Here is a 20,837-nt window from a genome sequence, read left to right as displayed (position 1 = left end):
GACAAATACTAAATACTGAAGGTGGCGTTCGATTAAATAGATGGCTTGCGCCCGCCGTGGGGCTGCTCGCGCGCGACGGTCAGGAACGGGTCGACCAGTGCCGGACGCGCCGTGCCGCGGCGCCAGGCCAGGCCGACGTCGAGGGTCTGGCTCAGGTCGGCAATCGGCCGCGCTTCGATGATGTCGCCCTCCAATGACCAGGGGCGATAGGTCATGTCGGGCTGGATCGACACGCCCAATCCGGCGGCCACCAGGCTTCGTACCGCTTCTGTGGAGGCGGTTTTAAGGGTGATGCGCGGTTGAAGCGATGCTGCCGACCACATGCGCTGGGCGTTGCGGTCCATTTCATCAACGTTCAGTTGAATCAGCGGCTCACGGGCGACGTCGGCCAGGTTGATGCTGTCGTGTTCCAGCAGCGGATGCTGGGCCGGCAGCCATAAACGGTGGGGCGAATGGGTCAGCACTTCCGTTTGCAGGGCGTGGCGGTCTTCGAGGTTGGAGAGGATCAGCACACCGACATCGATCTCGCCGCTGACCAGCAAATGCTCGATGTACGGGCGTTCGTCCTCCATCACGCGGATCTCGACGTTGGGGTAGGCGCGTTGAAAGCGGGTGAGCAGGTCCGCGAGGTAATAACCGGCGACGAGACTGGTTACACCGACGATCAACTGCCCGGCGACTTGATCGGTGCTTTGTTGCAGGCTGCGTTTGGCGTTGTCCACCGTTGCCAGAATCAGGTGTGCCTGGCGTAGGAACTGATGACCCTGGTGGGTCAGCGTCATGCCCTTGGCATGGCGGTTGAACAGCCCGACGCCGATTTCCTGCTCCAGTTGCTGGATGGCCAGGGTCAATGTCGATTGGGAAATGAACGCGGTTTGCGCGGCGGCAGAGATCGAGCCGGTCTCGGCCACGGCGATGAAATGACGAATTTGACGCAAAGTCATCATGAAGAAGTACCCGGTGGGCGGTTTTTATAGATTCGCTTGAGTGTATATCTTTTTAATCGATGGGCTTTTTAGCGTTACAGAAGGTGAGCAACATCTGGAAGCACTCTCGCCGGGAAGGGCTGGGCACTTTCGATCTAGGCTGGTGGCCTTATGTGTCCGGTTAACCCCTTTTGTGGAGGCGGCAAGAATGAATACCCGTGGATTGCTCGATCAATTACTCAAATCCGGCCAGGACCTGTTGCAGAACAAGACCGGTGGCGCGCAGAACAAGGCGTCCAGCGCTGGGTTGGGCGGATTGCTTGGTGGTGGCGGTGGTTCGGGCGGCCTTGGCAGTTTGTTGTCAGGCGCGGGTGGCGGTGCATTGGCCGCTGGCGCGATGGGCCTGTTGATGGGTAACAAGAAGGCTCGCAAAGTCGGCGGCAAAGTCGCTGTCTACGGCGGCCTCGCGGCATTGGGCGTGATTGCCTACAAGGCTTACGGCAACTGGCAGGCCCAGCAGGGCACTGCACCGAAGCAAGAGCCGCAAACCGTGGACCGCGTGCCGACGGCGCAGGTCGAGCAACATAGCCAGGCGATTCTCAAGGCGCTGGTGGCGGCGGCCAAGGCTGATGGTCATGTCGACGCGCGCGAACGCGCGTTGATCGAAGGCGAGTTCACCAAACTCGACAATGATCAGGAACTCCAACACTGGCTGCACGCCGAACTGAACAAACCGCTGGATCCAACCGATGTTGCGCGCGCCGCCAGCACCCCGGAAATGGCGGCCGAGATGTACATCGCGAGCGTGATGCTGGTGGACGAGGAGAACTTCATGGAGAAGTCTTACCTGGACGAACTGGCGCGCCAACTCAAGCTTGAGCCAGCGTTGAAGGTCGAGCTGGAAAAACAGGTGCGCCAGGCTTCCATGTAGAAACCGGCTTCAAATCCTGTTTCGCTCCCTAGACCGCCATCGCCGGCAAGCCGGCTCCTACAAGGGAACTTCGGTGCGCACAACACTCGTGCCCGACACCGAACACCTGTAGGAGCCGGCTTGCCGGCGATGAGGCCCTCAAATCCTGCCCCGCCCTCAAGACCGCCATCGCCGGCAAGCCAGCTCCTACAAGGGAATTGCGGTGCGCACAACACTCGTGCCCGACACCGACCACCTGTAGGAGCCGGCTTGCTGGCGATGAGGCCCTAAAATCCTGCCCCGCCCTCAAGCCCGCCATCGCCAGCAAGCCGGCTCCTACAAGGTATTTTCGGCGCGCACAACATTCGTGCCCGACGCCACCACCTGTAGGAGCCGGCTTGCTGGCGATGAGGCCCTAAAATCCAGCACCGCCCTCAAGACCGCCATCGCCGGCAAGCCGGCTCCTACAAGGGAACTTCGGTGCGCACAACACTCGTGCCCGACACCGACCACCTGTAGGAGCCAGCTTGCTGGCGATGAGGCCCTCAAATCCTGCACCGTCCTTCAAGGCCGCCATCGCCGGCAAGGGAATTGCGGCGCGCACAACATGCATGCCCGACACCGTTCCCCTGTAGGAGCCAGCTTGCTGGCGATAGCCTTTTCAGCCCCGCCACAACCCTCATTCGCCGAGATGTGAACCGCCGCGCATCCGTCTTATAAATGAAACACCGCCCTCGGCTATACTGCGCAGCATTTGAAATGGCCCCGAGGACTGACTGTGAAGAACTGGACGTTGCGCCAACGCATTTTGGCGAGCTTTGCGGTAATTATCGCCATCATGTTGCTGATGGTCGTCGTCTCGTATTCCCGGCTGTTGAAGATCGAGGCCAGCGAAGTCAGCGTTCGTGACGACGCGCTCCCCGGGGTGTATTACAGCTCGATGATTCGTGGCGCCTGGGTCGACAGCTATCTCCAGACCCAGGAAATGCTGGGCTTGAAGGAAGGGCAGGGCATCAGTGCCGAGGACGCCGCAGACTTCAAGAATTTTGAAGCGCGCGTGCAGGACGCGATGAATAGCTATCGCGCCACCGTCACCACGGATGAAGACAAGCTCGAATTCGCAGCCTTCGAAAAATACCATGAGAATTACGGCAAGATCCTGGCCGCAGTGCTCGACTTGCATAAGCGCAATCAGGAAGCCGAGGCCATCAAGTTGTTCAATGAACAACTGACCCCGACCTGGACGGCGGGGCGCATGAAGCTCAATGACATCCTGCGCGAAAACAAAGCCGTGGCGGATCAGGACATGGCCTACATTGATGATGCGGTGTTCACCGCGAAAGTCATCATGGGTATTTCCCTGCTGGTGGCGGTATTGGCCGCCGGTCTCTGCGGCCTGCTGCTGATGCGCGCGATCATGGCGCCCATGAACCGCATCGTGCAGATCCTCGAAGTCATGCGTACCGGCGACCTCAGCGGCCGCTTGAACCTGGAGCGCAAAGACGAATTCGGCGCCGTGGAAACCGGCTTCAACGACATGATGGCCGAACTCACTTCGTTGGTGTCTCAGGCGCAGCGCTCGTCGGTGCAGGTCACCACGTCCGTGACCGAAATCGCCGCCACCTCCAAACAGCAGCAAGCCACCGCTACGGAAACCGCCGCCACCACCACCGAAATCGGTGCCACTTCCCGTGAAATCGCCGCCACCTCGCGTGACCTGGTGCGGACCATGACCGAAGTCTCCACCGCTGCCGATCAGGCCTCGGTGGCTGCCGGTTCCGGGCAGCAGGGGCTGGCGCGAATGGAAGAGACCATGCACTCGGTGATGGGCGCCGCGGATCTGGTCAACGCCAAACTGGCGATCCTCAACGAGAAGGCCGGCAACATCAATCAAGTGGTGGTGACCATCGTCAAGGTCGCGGACCAGACCAACCTGCTGTCGCTGAACGCTGCCATCGAAGCCGAGAAGGCCGGTGAATACGGTCGTGGATTTGCTGTGGTTGCCACCGAGGTGCGGCGCCTGGCGGACCAGACCGCCGTGGCCACGTACGACATTGAGCAGATGGTGCGCGAGATCCAGTCGGCGGTGTCGGCCGGGGTCATGGGCATGGACAAGTTCTCTGAAGAAGTGCGTCGCGGCATGTCCGAGGTGCAGCAGGTCGGCGAACAGCTGTCGCAGATCATCCATCAGGTTCAGGCGCTGGCGCCGCGGGTGTTGATGGTCAACGAAGGCATGCAGGCTCAGGCCACCGGCGCCGAGCAGATCAACCATGCACTGGTGCAGTTGGGCGATGCCAGCAGCCAGACCGTCGAGTCCTTGCGTCAGGCCAGTTTTGCCATCGACGAACTGAGCCAGGTGGCCGTCGGGCTGCGCGGCGGCGTTTCGCGATTCAAAGTCTGATGAGCGAACTCACGGCTAAACGCACCACCGTGAAGCCGGCGATGCATGCATTGTTTCTGGTGTTTCGCATCGGCAGCGAGCGCTATGCCTTGCAAGCGATCGAGGTGGCAGAAGTGCTGCCGTGCCTGCCGTTGAAGCCGATACCCCGCGCGCCGGACTGGGTCGCCGGGGTGTTCGCCTATCGCGGCGCGGTAGTGCCGGTAATCGACCTCAGTGCGCTGACCTTTGGCGAACCGGCCCAGGCGCGTACCAGCACGCGCCTGGTGCTGGTCAATTACCGTGCGGATGAAACCGCCGAGGCGCAATTGCTCGGGCTGATCCTGGAGCAGGCCACCGACACGCTGCGCTGCAACCCGGCGGACTTTCAACCCTATGGCCTAGATAATCGCCAGGCGCCGTACCTCGGACCGGTGCGTGAAGACGCGCAAGGTTTGCTGCAATGGGTGCGCGTCGCCGATCTGCTGGACGAGCAGGTTCGGGCGCTGCTGTTTCCGTCACCCCCGCTGGACCTGGCGCAGCTTGAGGTGCAGCCATGAGCAGCGATCAGCGGTTTTTCGATTTTCTCAAGGAGCGCATCGGCCTCGACGTCACCTCGGTGGGCCCGGCGATCATCGAACGTGCGGTACGCCAGCGCAGCACGGCGTCCAGCGCGCTGACGGCCGATGAGTATTGGCACACCTTGCAGGGCTCGCAGGATGAGCAGCAAGCGCTGATCGAAGCGGTGATCGTTCCCGAAACCTGGTTTTTCCGTTACCCGGAATCCTTCGCCGCCCTGGCAAAACTGGCGGCCAAGCGCCTGACCGATATCAACAACATGCGCGCGCTGCGAATCCTCAGCCTGCCGTGTTCCACCGGTGAAGAACCCTATTCCATTGCCATGGCCTTGCTCGATGCCGGGTTCAAACCGCATCAGTTCAAAGTCGAAGGCATGGACGTCAGCCCGCTGTCGGTGGAGAAAGCCAGGCGCGCGCAGTACGGCAAGAATTCGTTTCGCGGCCAGGACATCGCGTTTCGCGAGCGGCATTTCACCGCCGAGGACGAATCCTATCGCCTCAGCGAGCGCGTGCTGGAACAGGTGCGTTTGCAGGTCGGCAACCTGCTGGATCCGTCGTTGCTGGCCAACGAATCGCCTTATGACTTCGTGTTCTGCCGCAACCTGCTGATCTATTTCGATCAGCCGACGCAACAACAGGTGTTCGAAGTGCTCAAGCGCCTGACCCATGTCGAGGGTGTGCTGTTTATCGGCCCCGCCGAGGGCAGTTTGCTGGGACGCTTGGGCATGCGTTCGATTGGTATTCCACAGTCATTTGCGTTCAGTCGCCAGAGCGCGCCCGAGCCTGAACCTTTTCCAGCCTTCGTATCGACGCCGCTGCCGTTGCCAGTGCGCCAACCGGTGCGCAGCGTCACACCGGCGCCGGTACGCCTGCGGCCCTTCGCAACGGTGACGCCGCTGCCGGTGGCGACAAAAGCCGCCAGTCCCGACGCCGCTACGTTGCTGGCAAACATCGCCGCACTGGCCAATGAAGGCAAAAGCGCCGAAGCCCGCGCCGCGTGCGAAAGTTATTTGCGCAGCCATGAACCGGTAGCCCAGGTGTTTTACTGGCTGGGACTGCTCAGCGATGTCGCCGGCAGCGCTCTCGAAGCCCAGGGCTTTTATCGCAAGGCGTTGTACCTCGAACCGCAACATCCCGACGCGTTGATGCACCTGGCGGCCTTGCTGCAATCACAGGGCGACACGGCGGGCGCCAAACGATTGCAGGACCGCGCCGCCCGCAGCGAGCGCGCAAACAGTGAGCGCAAACGATGAATGCCGCCGACAGCTTTAGCCTCACCCATGAAGATGCCCAGGCCATCGACGATTGCTGGAACCGTATCGGTATCCACGGCGACAAGTCCTGCCCGCTGCTGATCGAACACATTCATTGCCGCAATTGCGCGGTGTACTCGGCGGCCGCTACGCGTTTGCTCGACCGCTACGCGTTGCAACAGGAAGACCGCGGGCAAGTCTCGGTCGCGGTTGAAAGCGAGGTGAAAACCCGCTCGCTGCTGATGTTCCGCCTCGGCGAGGAATGGTTGGGCCTGGCCACCCGCAGCCTGGTGGAAGTGGCGCCGCTGCAAGCGATTCATTCCCTGCCGCACCAGCGCTCCCGGGCCTTGCTTGGCGTGGCGAATGTGCGCGGCGCGCTGGTGGCGTGCCTGTCGTTGGTGGAACTGCTCGGGCTCGACGGCGTGAGCAGCGTGGCGCCTGGTGCGCGCGTGATGCCGCGCATGTTGATCATCGCGGCCCACGGCGGGCCGGTGGTGGTGCCAGTGGACGAAGTCGACGGGATCCATGCCATCGACGAGCGCCTCCTTGAGGCCGCATCGCGTTCCGGTGCGCAAGCCAGCGCCAAATACACCCGTGGCGTATTGCAATTCAAAGGTCGCAGCCTGCGTTGGCTGGATGAAGAACAGCTGCTGTCCGCCGTGACCCGGAGCCTCACATGACCCCCGAGCAAATGCGCGACGCCTCTTTGCTGGAACTGTTCAGCCTCGAAGCCGAGGCCCAGACCCTGGTGTTGAGCACGGGGCTGCTGGCGCTTGAACGCGATCCGACCCAGGCCGATTACCTTGAATCGTGCATGCGCGCGGCTCACTCGCTCAAAGGCGCGGCGCGAATTGTCGGCGTCGATGCCGGCGTCAGCGTTGCCCATGTGATGGAAGATTACCTGGTCAGCGCCCAGGAAGGCCGGTTGTATCTGCGGCCAGAGCACATTGATGCCTTGCTGCAGGGCACCGATTTGCTGATGCGCATCGCGACGCCGAACAACGCACCGGCGCCTGCGGATATCGAAGCTTATGTCGTCTTGATGGGACGTCTGCTTGTTCACATGGCGACGGTTGCCCCCATCGCGCCGCCGATGGCAGAACTGCAGCTGGAGCCGCCGACGGCCACGGTTGAGTCACCCATGCCGGCCGCCACGCAAGCCCCTTCGGCAGCTGCCGCCGAGCCCTCGCCCAAGACCAAACGCACCACCGAAAGTGGCGAGCGCGTATTGCGCGTTACGGCCGAGCGCTTGAACAGCCTGCTCGACCTGTCGAGCAAATCCCTGGTGGAAACCCTGCGGCTCAAACCGCACCTGGCCACCATGCAACGCCTCAAGCGCATGCAGAACAACGGCCTGCGGGCGCTGGAAAACCTCAATGTCCATCTCAAGGATCAGACCTTGAGCCTGGAAGCCCGGGAAGCCCTCGACGATGCGCGTCGGTTGCTGGCGGAATCCCAGCAATTGCTGGTGGAAAAAAACGCCGAGCTGGACGAGTTTGCCTGGCAGGCCAGTCAACGCGCGCAAGTCCTGTACGACACCGCGTTGGCCTGTCGCATGCGGCCGTTTGCCGATGTGCTGAGCGGGCAAGTGCGCATGGTCCGCGACCTCGGCCGCAGCCTCGGTAAACAGGTGCGGCTGGAGATCGAGGGCGAGAAAACCCAGGTCGATCGCGACGTCCTGGAAAAACTCGAAGCGCCGCTGACGCACTTGCTGCGTAACGCCGTCGACCACGGCATCGAATCCCCGGAGCAACGGCTGCTGGCCGGTAAACCGGAGGAAGGTTTAATCCGCCTGCGCGCCTCGCATCAGGCCGGTCTGCTGATGCTGGAACTGAGCGATGACGGCAACGGCGTCGACCTGGAAAAGGTCCGCCGCAGCATCATCGAACGTCAGTTGTCCCCGGCCGACACCGCCGCCCAGTTGAGCGAAGAGGAGTTGCTGACGTTCCTGTTCCTGCCGGGTTTCAGCTTGCGCGACGCGGTCACTGAAGTGTCCGGACGTGGCGTCGGCCTGGACGCGGTTCAGCACATGGTCCGCCAGTTGCGCGGCGCGGTGGTGCTGGAGCAGACGGCGGGCGAGGGCAGCCGCTTCCATCTTGAAGTGCCGCTGACCCTGTCGGTGGTGCGCAGCCTGGTGGTGGAGGTCGGCGAAGAGGCGTATGCGTTTCCGCTGGCCCACATCGAGCGCATGTGCGACCTGGAGCCGGCAGACATCGTGCAGGTCGAAGGCCGTCAGCATTTCTGGTACGAAGGCCGGCATGTCGGATTGGTTGCGGCCAGCCAATTGCTTCAGCGTCCGGCGAGCACCAACAGTCAGCAAACCCTCAAGGTCGTGGTCATCCGCGAGCGAGATGCGATCTACGGTGTGGCGGTCGAGCGGTTTGTCGGCGAGCGCACGCTGGTGGTCTTGCCGCTGGACGAGCGTCTGGGCAAAGTGCAGGACATTTCCGCAGGCGCCTTGCTCGACGATGGTTCGGTGGTGCTGATCGTCGATGTTGAAGACATGCTGCGATCGGTGGACAAACTGCTCAATACCGGGCGTCTGGAGCGGATTGCCCGTCACAGCAATCAGGCGGCTGAAGCTGCGCGCAAACGGGTTCTGGTGGTCGACGATTCGCTGACCGTCCGCGAGTTGCAACGCAAACTGTTGCTCAATCGCGGCTACGACGTGGCCGTGGCGGTGGACGGTATGGATGGCTGGAATGCCCTGCGTTCCGAGGATTTCGATCTGCTGATCACCGACATCGATATGCCGCGCATGGACGGTATCGAACTGGTGTCATTGTTGCGCCGGGACAACCGCCTGCAATCGCTGCCGGTGATGGTGGTGTCCTACAAGGATCGCGAAGAAGACCGTCGTCGTGGACTGGACGCCGGGGCCGACTATTATCTAGCCAAAGCCAGTTTTCACGACGACGCCCTGCTTGATGCAGTGGTTGAGCTCATAGGAGGAGCGCGGGCATGAAAATCGCAATCGTCAACGACATGCCCATGGCCGTGGAGGCCCTGCGCCGCGCCTTGGCGTTTGAGCCGGAGCATCAAGTGATCTGGGTCGCCAGTAACGGCGCCGAGGCCGTGCAGCGTTGCGTGGAAAACACCCCGGACCTGATCCTGATGGACCTGATCATGCCGGTGATGGATGGCGTCGAGGCGACGCGGCGAATCATGGCCGAGACGCCGTGTGCCATCGTGATCGTCACGGTCGACCGCCAGCAGAACGTGCACCGGGTGTTCGAAGCCATGGGCCACGGCGCTCTGGATGTGGTCGATACGCCGGCAATCGGTGCCGGCAATGCCCAGGAAGCAGCGGCACCGCTGCTGCGCAAAATCCTCAACATCGGTTGGCTGATCGGCGACAAGGGCAATCGCGTGCGACCTGCGCCGGGCCCGTTGCGCCACTCAGGTTCCCGGCAAAAACTGATCGCCATCGGTTCCTCTGCAGGCGGGCCGGCAGCCCTGGAGATTCTGCTCAAAGGGCTGCCGATAAATTTTTCCGCCGCCATTGTGCTGGTGCAGCATGTTGACCAGGTGTTCGCCGCCGGCATGGCCGAGTGGCTCAGCGGCGCCAGCGGCCTGAACGTGCGCCTGGCCCAGGAAGGCGAGCCACCGCAGGCGGGCACCGTGCTGCTGGCCGGCACCAACCACCATATTCGTTTATTGAAAAACGGCACGCTGGCGTACACCGCCGAGCCGGTCAACGAGATCTATCGGCCCTCGATCGATGTGTTTTTCGAGAGTGTGGCCAGTTACTGGAATGGCGATGCCGTAGGGGTTTTATTGACCGGCATGGGACGCGATGGCGCGCAGGGGCTTAAACTCATGCGCCAACAGGGTTACCTGACCATCGCTCAGGACCAACAAAGCAGCGCGGTGTATGGCATGCCGAAAGCGGCAGCGGCCATCGACGCCGCTGTAGAAATTCGCCCGCTGGAAAAGATAGCGCCACGATTGCTGGAGATTTTTGCCAAATGACTATGCTCAGCAGCAATCCTGGCCCAGGCAGTACTCAGGTGACCGCACATGAATGACTTACAGCTCGACGGCTTCAAAACCGACGAAAACGCCGCCATGGTGTTGTTGGTGGACGATCAGGCCATGATCGGCGAAGCGGTGCGCCGCGGGTTGTCGAATGAAGAAAACATCGACTTCCACTTCTGCGCCGACCCGCATCAGGCGATTGCGCAGGCGATCCGGATCAAGCCGACGGTGATCCTCCAGGACCTGGTCATGCCCGGTCTCGATGGCCTGAGCCTGGTGCGCGAATACCGCAATCACCCGGCCACCAAGGACATTCCGATCATTGTGCTGTCGACCAAGGAAGACCCGCTGATCAAAAGCGCGGCATTCGCGGCCGGGGCCAATGATTACCTGGTCAAACTGCCGGACAACATCGAACTGGTGGCGCGCATCCGCTATCACTCGCGCTCCTACATGACCCTGTTGCAGCGTGACGCGGCGTACCGCGCGTTGCGGGTCAGCCAGCAGCAGTTGCTCGACACCAACCTGGTGCTGCAACGCCTGATGAACTCGGACGGCCTGACCGGCCTGTCGAACCGTCGTCACTTCGACGAGTACCTGGAACTGGAATGGCGACGTTCGTTGCGCGACCAGAGCCAGTTGTCGTTGCTGATGATCGATGTGGACTACTTCAAGTCCTACAACGACAACTTTGGCCACCTCGAAGGCGACGAAGCCCTGCGCAAAGTCGCCACGGCCATCCGCGACGCCAGCGCCCGACCTTCTGATTTGCCGGCCCGTTATGGCGGCGAAGAATTCGCGCTGGTCCTGCCCAATACATCACCGGGCGGTGCGCGACTGGTTGCGGAAAAACTGCGCCAGACCGTGGCGGCACTGAAAATCCCGCACATTTCACCGAGCGAAGGCTCAAGCCTGACCATCAGCATCGGCCTGTCGACCATGACCCCGCAACCGGGCGCCGATTGCCGTCAATTGATCTCGGCGGCGGACAAGGGGCTGTATCTGGCGAAGAACAATGGGCGCAATCAGGTGGGTATCGAGTAACAGGGCGACCTCATTTCCTGTAGGAGCCGGCTTGCCGGCGATAGCGGTTTAATCTTCAACATTTAGTTGCCGGACACACCGCCATCGCCGGCAAGCCGGCTCCTACAGGGGGCACGTACGCTTTTGATTCCCACCACTCATCAGGCCGAGCGTTAGCTCGCCTTCCGCTTTTGATCTGAGCGCCCCCTCGAGAGGCCGAGTGGAGGTTCTGCGTAGTGGGCAACCCGGCATGGATGCCGGGTTAGCCGCCCCCGGCCATGGATGGCCGATGGCGGCGGGCCCACGGAGCAGGACCGGAGCGAGGGCATGCCGAGCCTAGGCGAGGCACCGAACGAAAGGGGCAAGAGCCCTTGGTTACTTGGGGCTTCTCCAAGTGACTCGCCGTAAGGGCGAAACCGATAGCCGCCGTTGCCCAAAAAACGGATATGTACTCCGACCGAAAACAGAGTCTGGATCTTAGTAAGCCATCGCCGGCAAGCCGGCTCCTACAGTTGATCGGTGTACGGCCGCTCCGAAAACGCATCGGGCCTTTTCGGCCAAGCGGGCTGCCGTTTCCGGCCGTTTGCCGTTATACTCGCCGGCTTTCAAAAGTTCGCCAACGAGTGCTGCCCGCCATGGAAATCAACCCGATCCTTAACACCATCAAGGACCTGTCCGAGCGCTCCGAAACTATTCGGGGGTATCTTTGACTACGATCAAAAGCACGAGCGTCTGACCGAAGTCAATCGCGAGCTTGAAGATCCGAGCGTCTGGAACAAACCTGAATATGCCCAGGAGTTGGGCCGCGAGCGCTCTGCGCTGGCACAGATCGTCGATACCCTGGACGAGCTGAACACCGGTCTGGCCGATTGCCGCGACCTGCTGGACATGGCCGTCGAAGAAAACGACGAAGGCGCAGTGGGCGATGTCGTCGCCGAGCTGGCCCGTCTCGAGGAAAACCTCGCCAAGCTTGAATTCCGCCGCATGTTCAGCCATGAAATGGACCCGAACAACGCCTACCTGGACATCCAGGCCGGCTCCGGTGGCACCGAGGCCCAGGACTGGGCCAACATCCTGCTGCGCATGTACCTGCGCTGGGCTGACAAACGCGGCTTCGACGCCACCATCATGGAACTGTCGGCCGGTGAAGTCGCCGGCATCAAGGGCGCGACCGTGCACATCAAGGGCGAATACGCCTTTGGCTGGCTGCGTACCGAGATCGGCGTACACCGCCTGGTGCGCAAGAGCCCGTTCGACTCCGGCAACCGTCGTCACACTTCGTTCTCGGCGGTTTTCGTCTCGCCAGAGATCGACGACAAGGTGGAAATCGAAATCAACCCGGCAGACTTGCGGATCGACACCTATCGCTCCTCCGGTGCCGGTGGTCAGCACGTAAACACCACCGACTCGGCCGTACGTATCACCCACGTACCGACCAACACCGTGGTCAGCTGCCAGAACGAACGTTCCCAGCACGCCAACAAGGACACCGCCATGAAAATGCTGCGGGCCAAGTTGTACGAGCAGGAAATGCAGAAGCGCAACGCGGCGTCCCAGGCGCTGGAAGACACCAAGTCCGATATCGGCTGGGGTCATCAGATCCGTTCTTATGTACTCGATGCCTCGCGCATCAAGGATCTGCGCACTAACATCGAGCGCAGTGACTGCGACAAGGTACTCGACGGTGATATCGATGAATACCTCGAAGCGAGCCTGAAGTCGGGCTTGTAAGCAATGCAATACGGGATCGGCTGACACCCCCCGATCCCCTGTAGGAGCCAGCTCGCTGGCGATCCCCGGCCGCAGGCCGGGGGCAACGAACCAGATGGAATATCTAAAGACATGAGCGACCTAGAACTCGACCCGCAAGCCCTGCAACAGGAAGAAAACTCCCTGATCGCCCTGCGCAAGGAAAAGCTTGCTGCCGAGCGCGCCAAGGGCAATGCCTTCCCGAACGACTTCCGCCGCGAAAACTACTGCGAAGACTTGCAGAAACAGTACGTGGACAAGACCAAGGAAGAGCTCGCAGAGGCTGCAATCCCGGTCAAGGTTGCCGGTCGCATCATGCTCAACCGTGGCTCGTTCATGGTGATCCAGGACATGACCGGTCGCATCCAGGTCTACGTCAACCGCAAGACCCTGTCCGAAGAAACCCTGGCCGCGGTGAAAACCTGGGACATGGGCGACATCATTGCCGCCGAAGGCACCCTGGCCCGTTCCGGCAAGGGCGACCTGTACGTTGAAATGACCAGCGTGCGCCTGCTGACCAAATCCCTGCGCCCGCTGCCGGACAAGCACCACGGCCTGACCGACACCGAACAGCGCTATCGTCAGCGTTACGTTGACCTGATCGTCAACGAAGACGTGCGCCAGACCTTCCGCGTGCGTTCGCAAGTCATCGCCCACATCCGCAGCTTCCTGATGCAGCGTGACTTCCTGGAAGTGGAAACGCCGATGCTGCAAACCATTCCGGGTGGCGCGGCGGCCAAGCCGTTCGAAACGCACCACAATGCGCTGGACATGGAAATGTTCCTGCGTATCGCGCCTGAGCTGTACCTTAAGCGTCTGGTGGTTGGCGGCTTCGAGAAAGTGTTCGAGATCAACCGCAACTTCCGTAACGAAGGCGTTTCGACTCGTCACAACCCTGAATTCACCATGTTGGAGTTCTACCAGGCTTACGCCGACTACGAAGACAACATGGACCTGACCGAAGAACTGTTCCGCGAGCTGGCGCAGCTGGTTCTGGGCAGCACCGACGTGCCTTACGGCGACAAGGTGTTCCACTTCGGCGAACCGTTCGTGCGTCTGTCGGTGTTCGATTCGATCCTCAAGTACAACCCTGAGCTGACTGCCGATGATCTGAATGACATCGACAAGGCCCGCGCCATCGCCAAGAAAGCCGGCGCCAAGGTGCTGGGCTTCGAAGGCCTGGGCAAATTGCAGGTGATGATTTTCGAAGAGCTGGTCGAGCACAAGCTGGAGCAGCCGCACTTCATTACCCAGTACCCGTTCGAAGTGTCGCCGCTGGCCCGTCGCAACGACGACAACCCGAACGTCACCGACCGTTTCGAGCTGTTCATCGGTGGCCGTGAAATCGCCAACGCCTACTCCGAGTTGAACGACGCGGAAGACCAGGCCGAGCGCTTCATGGCGCAGGTGGCCGACAAGGACGCCGGCGACGACGAAGCCATGCACTACGACGCCGACTTCGTTCGCGCGCTGGAGTACGGCATGCCGCCAACGGCCGGTGAAGGCATCGGCATCGACCGTCTGGTGATGCTGCTGACCAACTCCCCGTCGATCCGCGACGTGATCCTGTTCCCGCACATGCGGCCGCAAGCGTAAATGTTTCAATTAAAAAGCCGCCTATAACAGGCGGCTTTTTATTGCCTGTCTGGTACAAACGTATCAATTGGTTACTTTTGAAATGAGAGAGGAATTCCTGTCGTGAACCGTGCAATGGCTCAAGAAGGTGCAGCGGGTATCGCCACTGCGGTCGCTGAAAGTGTTCAGTACCAGGGCCGCAAGGCCAGCCGTCAGGGCAGCGAGCAGCGTCGACAGGACATTCTCGATGCGGCCATGCGCATTGTCGTGCGCGATGGCGTGCGGGCCGTGCGTCACCGTGCGGTTGCTGCAGAAGCGGGTGTGCCGCTGTCGGCCACCACTTACTATTTCAAGGACATCGATGACTTGCTCACCGATACCTTTGCCCAATACGTGGAGCGCAGCGCGGCGTTCATGGCCAAGTTGTGGGTGAACAATGAAGGGCTGCTGCGCGAGATGGTCGTCAGCGGCGACGGCAGCCCCGAGTCGCGCTCGCAACTGGCGGACGACATTGCACGGTTGATGGCGGACTATGTTCACCGGCAACTGATCAACCGTCGCGAACACCTGATGGCCGAACAGGCGTTCCGTCAGGAAGCGCTGCTGAACCCCCGCCTGGCGGAGCTGGTGCGCTCGCATCAGCAGATTCTCCTGCAGGGTACGTGTCAGCTTTTCCAGGTTTTGGGTTCCCGTGAGCCACACCAGGATGCCAAAGTGTTGACGGCGATTATCGGACGGATGGAATATCAGGGGCTGCTCAACGACGCCGAGCCTGACGCCGAAGCTGAAATGCTCGGTATCCTGACTCGCTACATGCACTTGGTACTGGCGTCGGTGTGATCCTGCGATGAACCGCGACCTGTAGGAGCGAGGCTTGCCCGCGAAGGCGATTTAACATTCAACAGATGATGTGTTGACTGACGCATCGCCTTCGCGGGCAAGCCACGCTCCTACAGGGACCGTGACCATTCGGGGACTGTGTTCATAGGGAGTATTGAATGAAAGCCTGGCGCGTCGTTGTGATCGCCTTGTCGATCCTGCTGCTCAGTGGCTGTCTGGTGACCTTCAGGGAGCCATTGCCCACGAGCGACCCCGCGCCCAAAGGATTACTCGGCAAATGGACCAGCACCAACGCCTGGGGCGAGCCGCTGAACCTGGAGCTGACGCGCATCGGCGAAAATCGCTATCAGGCGGTCAGCTACTTCAAGGCCAAACCCAAGGAACGCGAAGCCTATCCCTTCACCGTCTCGCGCCATGGCAACCGCTGGTACCTGTCGGCGAAAGTCCCGGCACAGTTCGGCGGGCATTTCACCATTGCCGGTTTCGAACTCACCGACAAGCATGAACTGGTGGTCTACAACCTCGACCTCGAGCAGATCAACCAGGCCCTGGGGCAAAAAGTCCTCAGCGGCGAAGGTTTCCAGACCGACGACGGTGACGGCGTGTTGATCAACACACGCATGGACCAGGTCTTCGCTTACCTCGACGATCCGGCCAATTCCGATGTCTTCGTCGAAGCCGTGCGCTATCAGCGCCTGGCCAAAGCCAAATAAACCCAGCACATAACGGTTTTTCTACAGGAGTTTCGGGTGGACGATTACCAGCAGACGATACGCATGTTGTCCGATCGCATTGTGCTGGCGCAGACGCCGATTCGCGTCCTGGATGCAGTGAAGTGGGACGACAGCATCCGCAAGGGTTTCCTCAAGGCCAAGGGCAAGGAAATGCCGGCGGTGGACCGTGATTACTACCTGAACCGGCCGCTGTCCTTCGACTCCAGCAAAGTGAAACTGGAATTCCAGAACATCGAGCGCGACATCACCCGTCAGCTTGGCCAGTTCAACCCGGTCGGCCAGATCATGCGGCGCATGTGCAAGGAATACCGGATGGTGGTGCGCATGCTTGAAGCGCGCGGCACCGAGGATTTCGGCCTGATTTCCCAGGAGTTGTATGGCGCGGCATCCGATGCGTTTCACGCCGGTGACCCGACCCTGTCCGACCTCGGCCTGATGCTCTCCGATTATCTGAATAACATCGATGGTCGTGGTGACCTGAAGGACGAGCCGAAAATCCTCACCGCCAAGGACGCCGTGCATTTGTTGCAAACCCGGCTGAGCAAAGTGTTTGGCGAGGCCGAGGAAACCATCCGGGTGTTCGAGTCCGACGGTATCGTCGCCGATGCGGCGGCCGGCGCCGACTACATCAAGATTCGCACCGACGCGATGTTCAACGAGCGTGACGTGCGTGCGCTGGAAGTCCACGAAGGGCTGGTGCATGTCGGCACTACGCTCAACGGTCTGAACCAGCCGATCTGCACCTTCCTGTCCAAGGGGCCGCCCTCGTCGACGGTGACCCAGGAAGGCCTGGCGATCCTGATGGAAATCATCACCTTCGCCTCTTACCCGAGCCGCCTGCGCAAACTGACCAACCGTACCCGCGCCATTCACATGGTGGAGGAGGGCGCGGACTTCCTGCAGATCTTCGAGTTCTTCCGCGAGCAGGGCTTTGAAATGGCGGAAAGCTACGGCAACGCCAGTCGGGTTTTCCGTGGTTCGGTGCCGAACGGTCTGCCATTTACCAAAGACTTGTCCTACCTCAAGGGCTTTATCATGGTTTACAACTACATTCAGTTGGCCGTGCGTAAAGGCAAGCTTGAGCAAGTGCCGCTGCTGTTTTGCGGCAAGACCACGCTGGAAGACATGCGCACCTTGCGTCAGTTGGTGGACGAAGGCCTGGTGGTACCGCCGAAATACCTGCCGGAACAGTTCCGTGACATGAACGCGCTGTCGGCGTGGATGTGCTTCTCCAACTTCCTGAACCACCTGAGCCTGGACCGGATCGAAGCGGATTACTCCAATATCTTGTAATCACCGCATACCTTGTAGGAGCGAGGCTTGCCCGCGAAGGCGTTGTGTCAGTCAACATGCCTGTTGAATGTTATACCGCCTTCGCGGGCAAGCCTCGCTCCTACAGGACTTGCTATCAATCCTAAAGCGAGGTTTCAACGGATGAGAATCCTCGGCATCCTCTTCCTGCTTCTAACCCTCGGCGGGTGCAGCTCTTTGCTGTTCTACCCCGAGCCCGGACAGCTGTTCACCCCGGAAAAAGCCAAACTCGAATACCGCGACGTCACCCTCACCACGGCCGATGGCCTCAAGCTGCATGGCTGGTGGCTGCCGGCGAAAAAAGGCGTCGAAGTCAAAGGCACGGTGCTGCACCTGCACGGCAACGGCGGCAATCTGCCGATGCATCTGGGCGGCAGCTGGTGGTTGCCGGAGGAAGGCTATCAAGTGCTGCTGATCGATTATCGCGGTTACGGTTTGTCCGAAGGCGAACCGAGTTTGCCGGCGATCTATCAGGACATCGACGCCGCGTTCAAATGGCTCGACCAGGCGCCGGAGGTCAAAGGCAAACCGTTGATCCTGCTCGGGCAAAGTCTGGGCGGCTCAATGGCCGTGCATTACCTGGTTCAGCATCCCGAACGCCAGAAACAACTCAAGGCCTTCGTCCTCGATGGCGTGCCCGCCAGTTATCGCAGCATCGGCCAATTCGCCCTGAGCAATTCCTGGCTGACGTGGGCGTTCCAGGTGCCGCTTTCGTGGCTGGTGCCGGACGGTGACAGCGCGATCCACTCGATGACGCAGCTCAACGGCGTGCCGAAACTGATCTATCACAGCATCGACGATCCGATCGTGCCCCTTTCCAACGGCATCCGTCTGTATCAAGCTGCGCCGCCGCCGCGAGTGCTGCAACTGACCCGTGGCGGTCATGTGCAGACGTTCGCCGACCCGGTCTGGCGCAAGGTCATGCTGCGATACCTCGATGACCCGCAGCATTTCAACGGTCTGCGCCGCCTGGGTGAAATTCCCAACTACCCGGCACCCCCGAATTCAGAAGATGAACCACCAGAGAGTCCGCAATGAGTGAAGAACGTAACGCCATCCCGCTGATCATCACCGGTATCTGCAGCATCCTCGGCACCGTCGGGGCCCTGTGGTACTACGGTTACCTGCACTTCGCCAAACCCGAAGATGCGCTGCTGCTCAGCGACTTCACCATGCTCAAGACCGTGCCGGGCGAAGACTACAAAGTCTCCCTGGAACCGGCTCCACAAGTGGCCCAGTGCATCGATGGCGTGCTGGTGATGTTCGACACCGAACAGAAAGGCCTGACCGGCGTATTGGTCAACAACAAGAAAAAAGCCGTGCGCTGCATGGGCCAGGAAACCCCGCAAAAGCTGGAGCAGTAACTGTAACGCGGTTAAATCACACAGACCGCGTTGCCTTCATCGCCAGCAAGCCGGCTCCTACAGGTTTGCGTTGATCCTGTAGGAGCCGGCTTGCTGGCGATGGACGCGACGCGGTGTTCTGCCAAACCGCGAAAACAAAAAGCCCCGCCTGATCAGATCAGGCGGGGCTTTTGCGTTACGGCATGAAGCTTAGTTGGCGCTCACCGCCGAACGCGGGATCACCGGCTGGTTGTCGTTGGAAATGGTCACTTCTACACGGCGGTTCATGGCTCGACCCGAAGCGTCGCCGTTTTCAGCAACCGGGTATTCCTTGCCATAACCCTGGGCAACGATGCGCGCAGGATCAACGCCCATTTTCACCAGTGCCATGCGCACGGAACCGGCGCGACGCTCGGACAGCGACTGGTTGTGCGACGCCGTGCCGGTGCTGTCGGTGTAGCCTTCGACGATCACCTTGCGGTCCGGGTTTTCCTGAAGGAACTGCGCCAGTTTGTTGATGTTCGCCAGGCCGCTGGACTTCAGGTCGGCACGGTCGGTTGCGAACAACACATCACCAAAGGTTACCAGCGTACCGCGATCGGTCTGCTTGGCGTTCAGGCTGTCCTGCAACTGTTTGATCTGCGCGTCGCGAGCATCCAGACGTGCCTGGGCGCGCTGTGCGGCAGCGTTCTTCAGGTTGGCTTCAGCGGTGCGCAGGGCGATGGTTTGCTTCGCCACTTCAACACGCTGATTGGTCAAGTAGGCCAGTTGGTCGACTTCGTTCGCGTCTCGCTTGTCCAGATAAGCCTTGTCGGCCTTGTCCAGGTAATCGCTGGCGTCCTTGGTTTCCAGTGCCGCGACTTTGCTCGCCTGCGGGTTGGCTTGCAGGCCGCTGTAGTTGGTGCGGGCCTGTTCAAGGTTCGCATTAGGCGGCGTCGAGCAGGCAGCCAGTGCAACGCTTGCGGCCAGCAGGGCAGGGATCATCAATTGATTGCGCATGTGGGTATCGTCCTTTTAAGTCGAGTAAGAAGTACGTCGTGGCGGCGCTTATTGCACGGTGCGCCGGCTTTCCTGACGCAGTTCCTGAACCCCAATCCGAGAGTCCTTCACCGCCTGTTCGGCTTTGATCGCCTGGGCTTTGCGTTCGGCGACGCGCGCGTCCCACTCGGCCTGTTCGGCGAGCACTCGGGCTTCGTCGTACTTTTGGTCGTGCATCGCGATTTCGGCTTGTTTGAGCTTGTCCTGGGCGGACTTCATCTCAACCGCCGAGAATTCGGTGCCGCCCGCGCTGACGGCGCTGTTCACGGCCGATTGGGTCACGGCGTATTGCTCGGTCGGCGGGTTACCGGCGCAACCGGCCAGAACCAGGCTGCTGCCGATGGCCAGGGCGGCCAGTTTCAAGCTGCGCAGGGGGGTGGAAGCGGGCTTGGCAGTGTTGATCTTCATGGTCTTCAACTCCATTGGAATAACTCCTGAAAAACTGAACATCCATCCTGGGCAAGGAGCCGCAACCATCAATTTCCGAAGCGTTTTGAAACGGCCGTCCCAGGCGTGGTTACTGGTTACGACCCGAGGCATTTTTTAAAAGTTCAGAGAATATGGCCTGTCGCCCGAAAAAACTTTGACCGAACGGACAAGGCTCTAAATCGGGAACTTTGGCGCTTCGAAGGGGTACGCGCACCTGTAGGAGCCGGCTTGCTGGCGATGGATTCCGATACGCCGCGCTCATTCAGGTATTGCGCGTTTTCGTTGACGACCATCGCGAGCGAGCTCGCTCCTACAGGGGATCTATAGGCAGGAAATCAGTGCTTCTGCTTGTCCTCACCAGACGACAAATCGTGCAAATGCCGCCGGGACAACGCGAGAAAACGCGGGGTCGGGCCGATGTCTTCGTACAGCGGATCGCCTTCTTCGTCGGTGGCCACGATGGTCGAGCCTTTCACGTACGGGAAGCTCTTTTCCAGCTCTTCGAGCGCCGCGCCGATCAACTCGCCGAGCAGTTCTTCAGGGTGCCGCTTGGGGTACATCTCGATGATCGCCGCCAAGCGCGCGGCGGCCTCCACATCCAGATGAATCGAGTAGCCGGTGTCGGTCAGGCGACCCTTGGCGTTTTCTTCCCAATGATGGGCAAGCTCGCGGATTTTCATAAAAACCTCATGGCACGCCTGCTCATGGCAGGGCGGGTAAGTGTCCGGCCATGGCCGGCGAAAGCCGTTGTGCGGCTTACTCTTCAGACTAGC

General features: G+C 60.7%; 19 protein-coding genes. 15 read left to right on the top strand and 4 right to left on the bottom strand.

Going from position 1 to position 20,837, the window contains the following annotated elements; translation table 11 throughout:
* Positions 1 to 32: 32 nt before the first annotated feature.
* Positions 33 to 947 carry a LysR family transcriptional regulator gene (locus KGB25_RS17065; RefSeq protein WP_008029741.1) on the bottom strand — a complete coding sequence of 305 codons (915 nt, stop codon included), beginning with the start codon at positions 945 to 947 and terminating at the stop codon, positions 33 to 35.
* A gap of 187 nt (positions 948 to 1,134) precedes the next feature.
* Between KGB25_RS17065 and KGB25_RS17060 the strand changes: the two genes are divergently transcribed.
* The 15 genes from KGB25_RS17060 (at position 1,135) to KGB25_RS16990 (ending at position 18,618) form a co-directional block, all read left to right on the top strand.
* Positions 1,135 to 1,857, top strand: a complete 723-nt coding sequence (locus tag KGB25_RS17060; RefSeq protein WP_223435953.1) for a tellurite resistance TerB family protein — start codon at positions 1,135 to 1,137, stop codon at positions 1,855 to 1,857.
* A gap of 817 nt (positions 1,858 to 2,674) precedes the next feature.
* Positions 2,675 to 4,237, top strand: a complete 1,563-nt coding sequence (locus KGB25_RS17055; RefSeq protein ID WP_411740541.1) for a methyl-accepting chemotaxis protein — start codon at positions 2,675 to 2,677, stop codon at positions 4,235 to 4,237.
* Positions 4,237 to 4,773 (top strand): chemotaxis protein CheW, encoded by a 537-nt coding sequence (locus KGB25_RS17050; RefSeq protein WP_223435949.1) that lies wholly within the window; start codon positions 4,237 to 4,239, stop codon positions 4,771 to 4,773. Before KGB25_RS17055 ends, KGB25_RS17050 begins: the two co-directional genes overlap by 1 nt.
* The gene (locus KGB25_RS17045) at positions 4,770 to 6,044 is read left to right on the top strand and encodes a CheR family methyltransferase (RefSeq protein WP_223435947.1); all 1,275 of its coding nucleotides are present in this window, start codon (positions 4,770 to 4,772) and stop codon (positions 6,042 to 6,044) included. Before KGB25_RS17050 ends, KGB25_RS17045 begins: the two co-directional genes overlap by 4 nt.
* Positions 6,041 to 6,724, top strand: a complete 684-nt coding sequence (locus tag KGB25_RS17040; protein WP_223435945.1) for a chemotaxis protein CheW — start codon at positions 6,041 to 6,043, stop codon at positions 6,722 to 6,724. The genes KGB25_RS17045 and KGB25_RS17040 overlap by 4 nt, the downstream gene beginning before the upstream one ends.
* Positions 6,721 to 9,009, top strand: a complete 2,289-nt coding sequence (locus KGB25_RS17035) for a hybrid sensor histidine kinase/response regulator (RefSeq protein WP_223435944.1) — start codon at positions 6,721 to 6,723, stop codon at positions 9,007 to 9,009. The genes KGB25_RS17040 and KGB25_RS17035 overlap by 4 nt, the downstream gene beginning before the upstream one ends.
* Positions 9,006 to 10,016 (top strand): chemotaxis response regulator protein-glutamate methylesterase, encoded by a 1,011-nt coding sequence (locus KGB25_RS17030; protein WP_008043780.1) that lies wholly within the window; start codon positions 9,006 to 9,008, stop codon positions 10,014 to 10,016. The genes KGB25_RS17035 and KGB25_RS17030 overlap by 4 nt, the downstream gene beginning before the upstream one ends.
* Before the next feature lie 48 nt (positions 10,017 to 10,064).
* Positions 10,065 to 11,066, top strand: a complete 1,002-nt coding sequence (locus KGB25_RS17025) for a PleD family two-component system response regulator (protein ID WP_008043779.1) — start codon at positions 10,065 to 10,067, stop codon at positions 11,064 to 11,066.
* Positions 11,067 to 11,680: 614 nt separating this feature from the next.
* A protein-coding gene (gene prfB / locus KGB25_RS17020) for a peptide chain release factor 2 (protein WP_157214382.1) occupies positions 11,681 to 12,776 on the top strand; the annotation gives its coding sequence in 2 pieces (ribosomal slippage) (positions 11,681 to 11,752 and positions 11,754 to 12,776; 1,095 coding nt in all).
* 111 nt (positions 12,777 to 12,887) lie between these two features.
* A complete protein-coding gene (lysS, locus tag KGB25_RS17015; RefSeq protein WP_008034198.1) occupies positions 12,888 to 14,390 on the top strand; it encodes a lysine--tRNA ligase in 1,503 nt (500 codons plus the stop codon).
* Positions 14,391 to 14,492: 102 nt separating this feature from the next.
* Positions 14,493 to 15,209, top strand: a complete 717-nt coding sequence (locus KGB25_RS17010) for a TetR/AcrR family transcriptional regulator (RefSeq protein WP_008034197.1) — start codon at positions 14,493 to 14,495, stop codon at positions 15,207 to 15,209.
* A gap of 158 nt (positions 15,210 to 15,367) precedes the next feature.
* Entirely contained in the window at positions 15,368 to 15,922 is a 555-nt protein-coding gene (locus tag KGB25_RS17005) for a hypothetical protein (protein ID WP_192417890.1), read from the top strand.
* A gap of 63 nt (positions 15,923 to 15,985) precedes the next feature.
* Complete coding sequence (locus KGB25_RS17000; protein WP_177318173.1) at positions 15,986 to 17,236, top strand: flavohemoglobin expression-modulating QEGLA motif protein; 1,251 nt, start codon at positions 15,986 to 15,988, stop codon at positions 17,234 to 17,236.
* Between the two features lie 141 nt (positions 17,237 to 17,377).
* Positions 17,378 to 18,292, top strand: a complete 915-nt coding sequence (locus KGB25_RS16995) for an alpha/beta hydrolase (protein WP_008034180.1) — start codon at positions 17,378 to 17,380, stop codon at positions 18,290 to 18,292.
* A complete protein-coding gene (locus KGB25_RS16990) occupies positions 18,289 to 18,618 on the top strand; it encodes a hypothetical protein (protein ID WP_008039335.1) in 330 nt (109 codons plus the stop codon). Before KGB25_RS16995 ends, KGB25_RS16990 begins: the two co-directional genes overlap by 4 nt.
* Positions 18,619 to 18,807: 189 nt before the next feature.
* On the opposite strand, the gene KGB25_RS16985 is transcribed toward KGB25_RS16990, so the two are convergent.
* The 3 genes from KGB25_RS16985 to KGB25_RS16975 all read right to left on the bottom strand — a co-directional run bounded on the left by KGB25_RS16985 (position 18,808) and on the right by KGB25_RS16975 (position 20,744).
* Positions 18,808 to 19,596 carry an OmpA family protein gene (locus KGB25_RS16985; RefSeq protein ID WP_008024662.1) on the bottom strand — a complete coding sequence of 263 codons (789 nt, stop codon included), beginning with the start codon at positions 19,594 to 19,596 and terminating at the stop codon, positions 18,808 to 18,810.
* A gap of 48 nt (positions 19,597 to 19,644) precedes the next feature.
* Positions 19,645 to 20,058 (bottom strand): DUF4398 domain-containing protein, encoded by a 414-nt coding sequence (locus KGB25_RS16980; RefSeq protein ID WP_008039339.1) that lies wholly within the window; start codon positions 20,056 to 20,058, stop codon positions 19,645 to 19,647.
* A 341-nt stretch (positions 20,059 to 20,399) separates the two neighbouring features.
* Complete coding sequence (locus KGB25_RS16975) at positions 20,400 to 20,744, bottom strand: hypothetical protein (protein WP_008024664.1); 345 nt, start codon at positions 20,742 to 20,744, stop codon at positions 20,400 to 20,402.
* Positions 20,745 to 20,837: the final 93 nt, after the last annotated feature.

Source organism: Pseudomonas sp. BF-RE-21, from assembly GCF_019947305.1.
Classification (GTDB): Bacteria; Pseudomonadota; Gammaproteobacteria; order Pseudomonadales; family Pseudomonadaceae; genus Aquipseudomonas; species Aquipseudomonas migulae.
The sequence above is the reverse complement of the archived record's forward strand: the minus strand, read 5'-3'. Positions and strand labels throughout refer to the sequence as shown.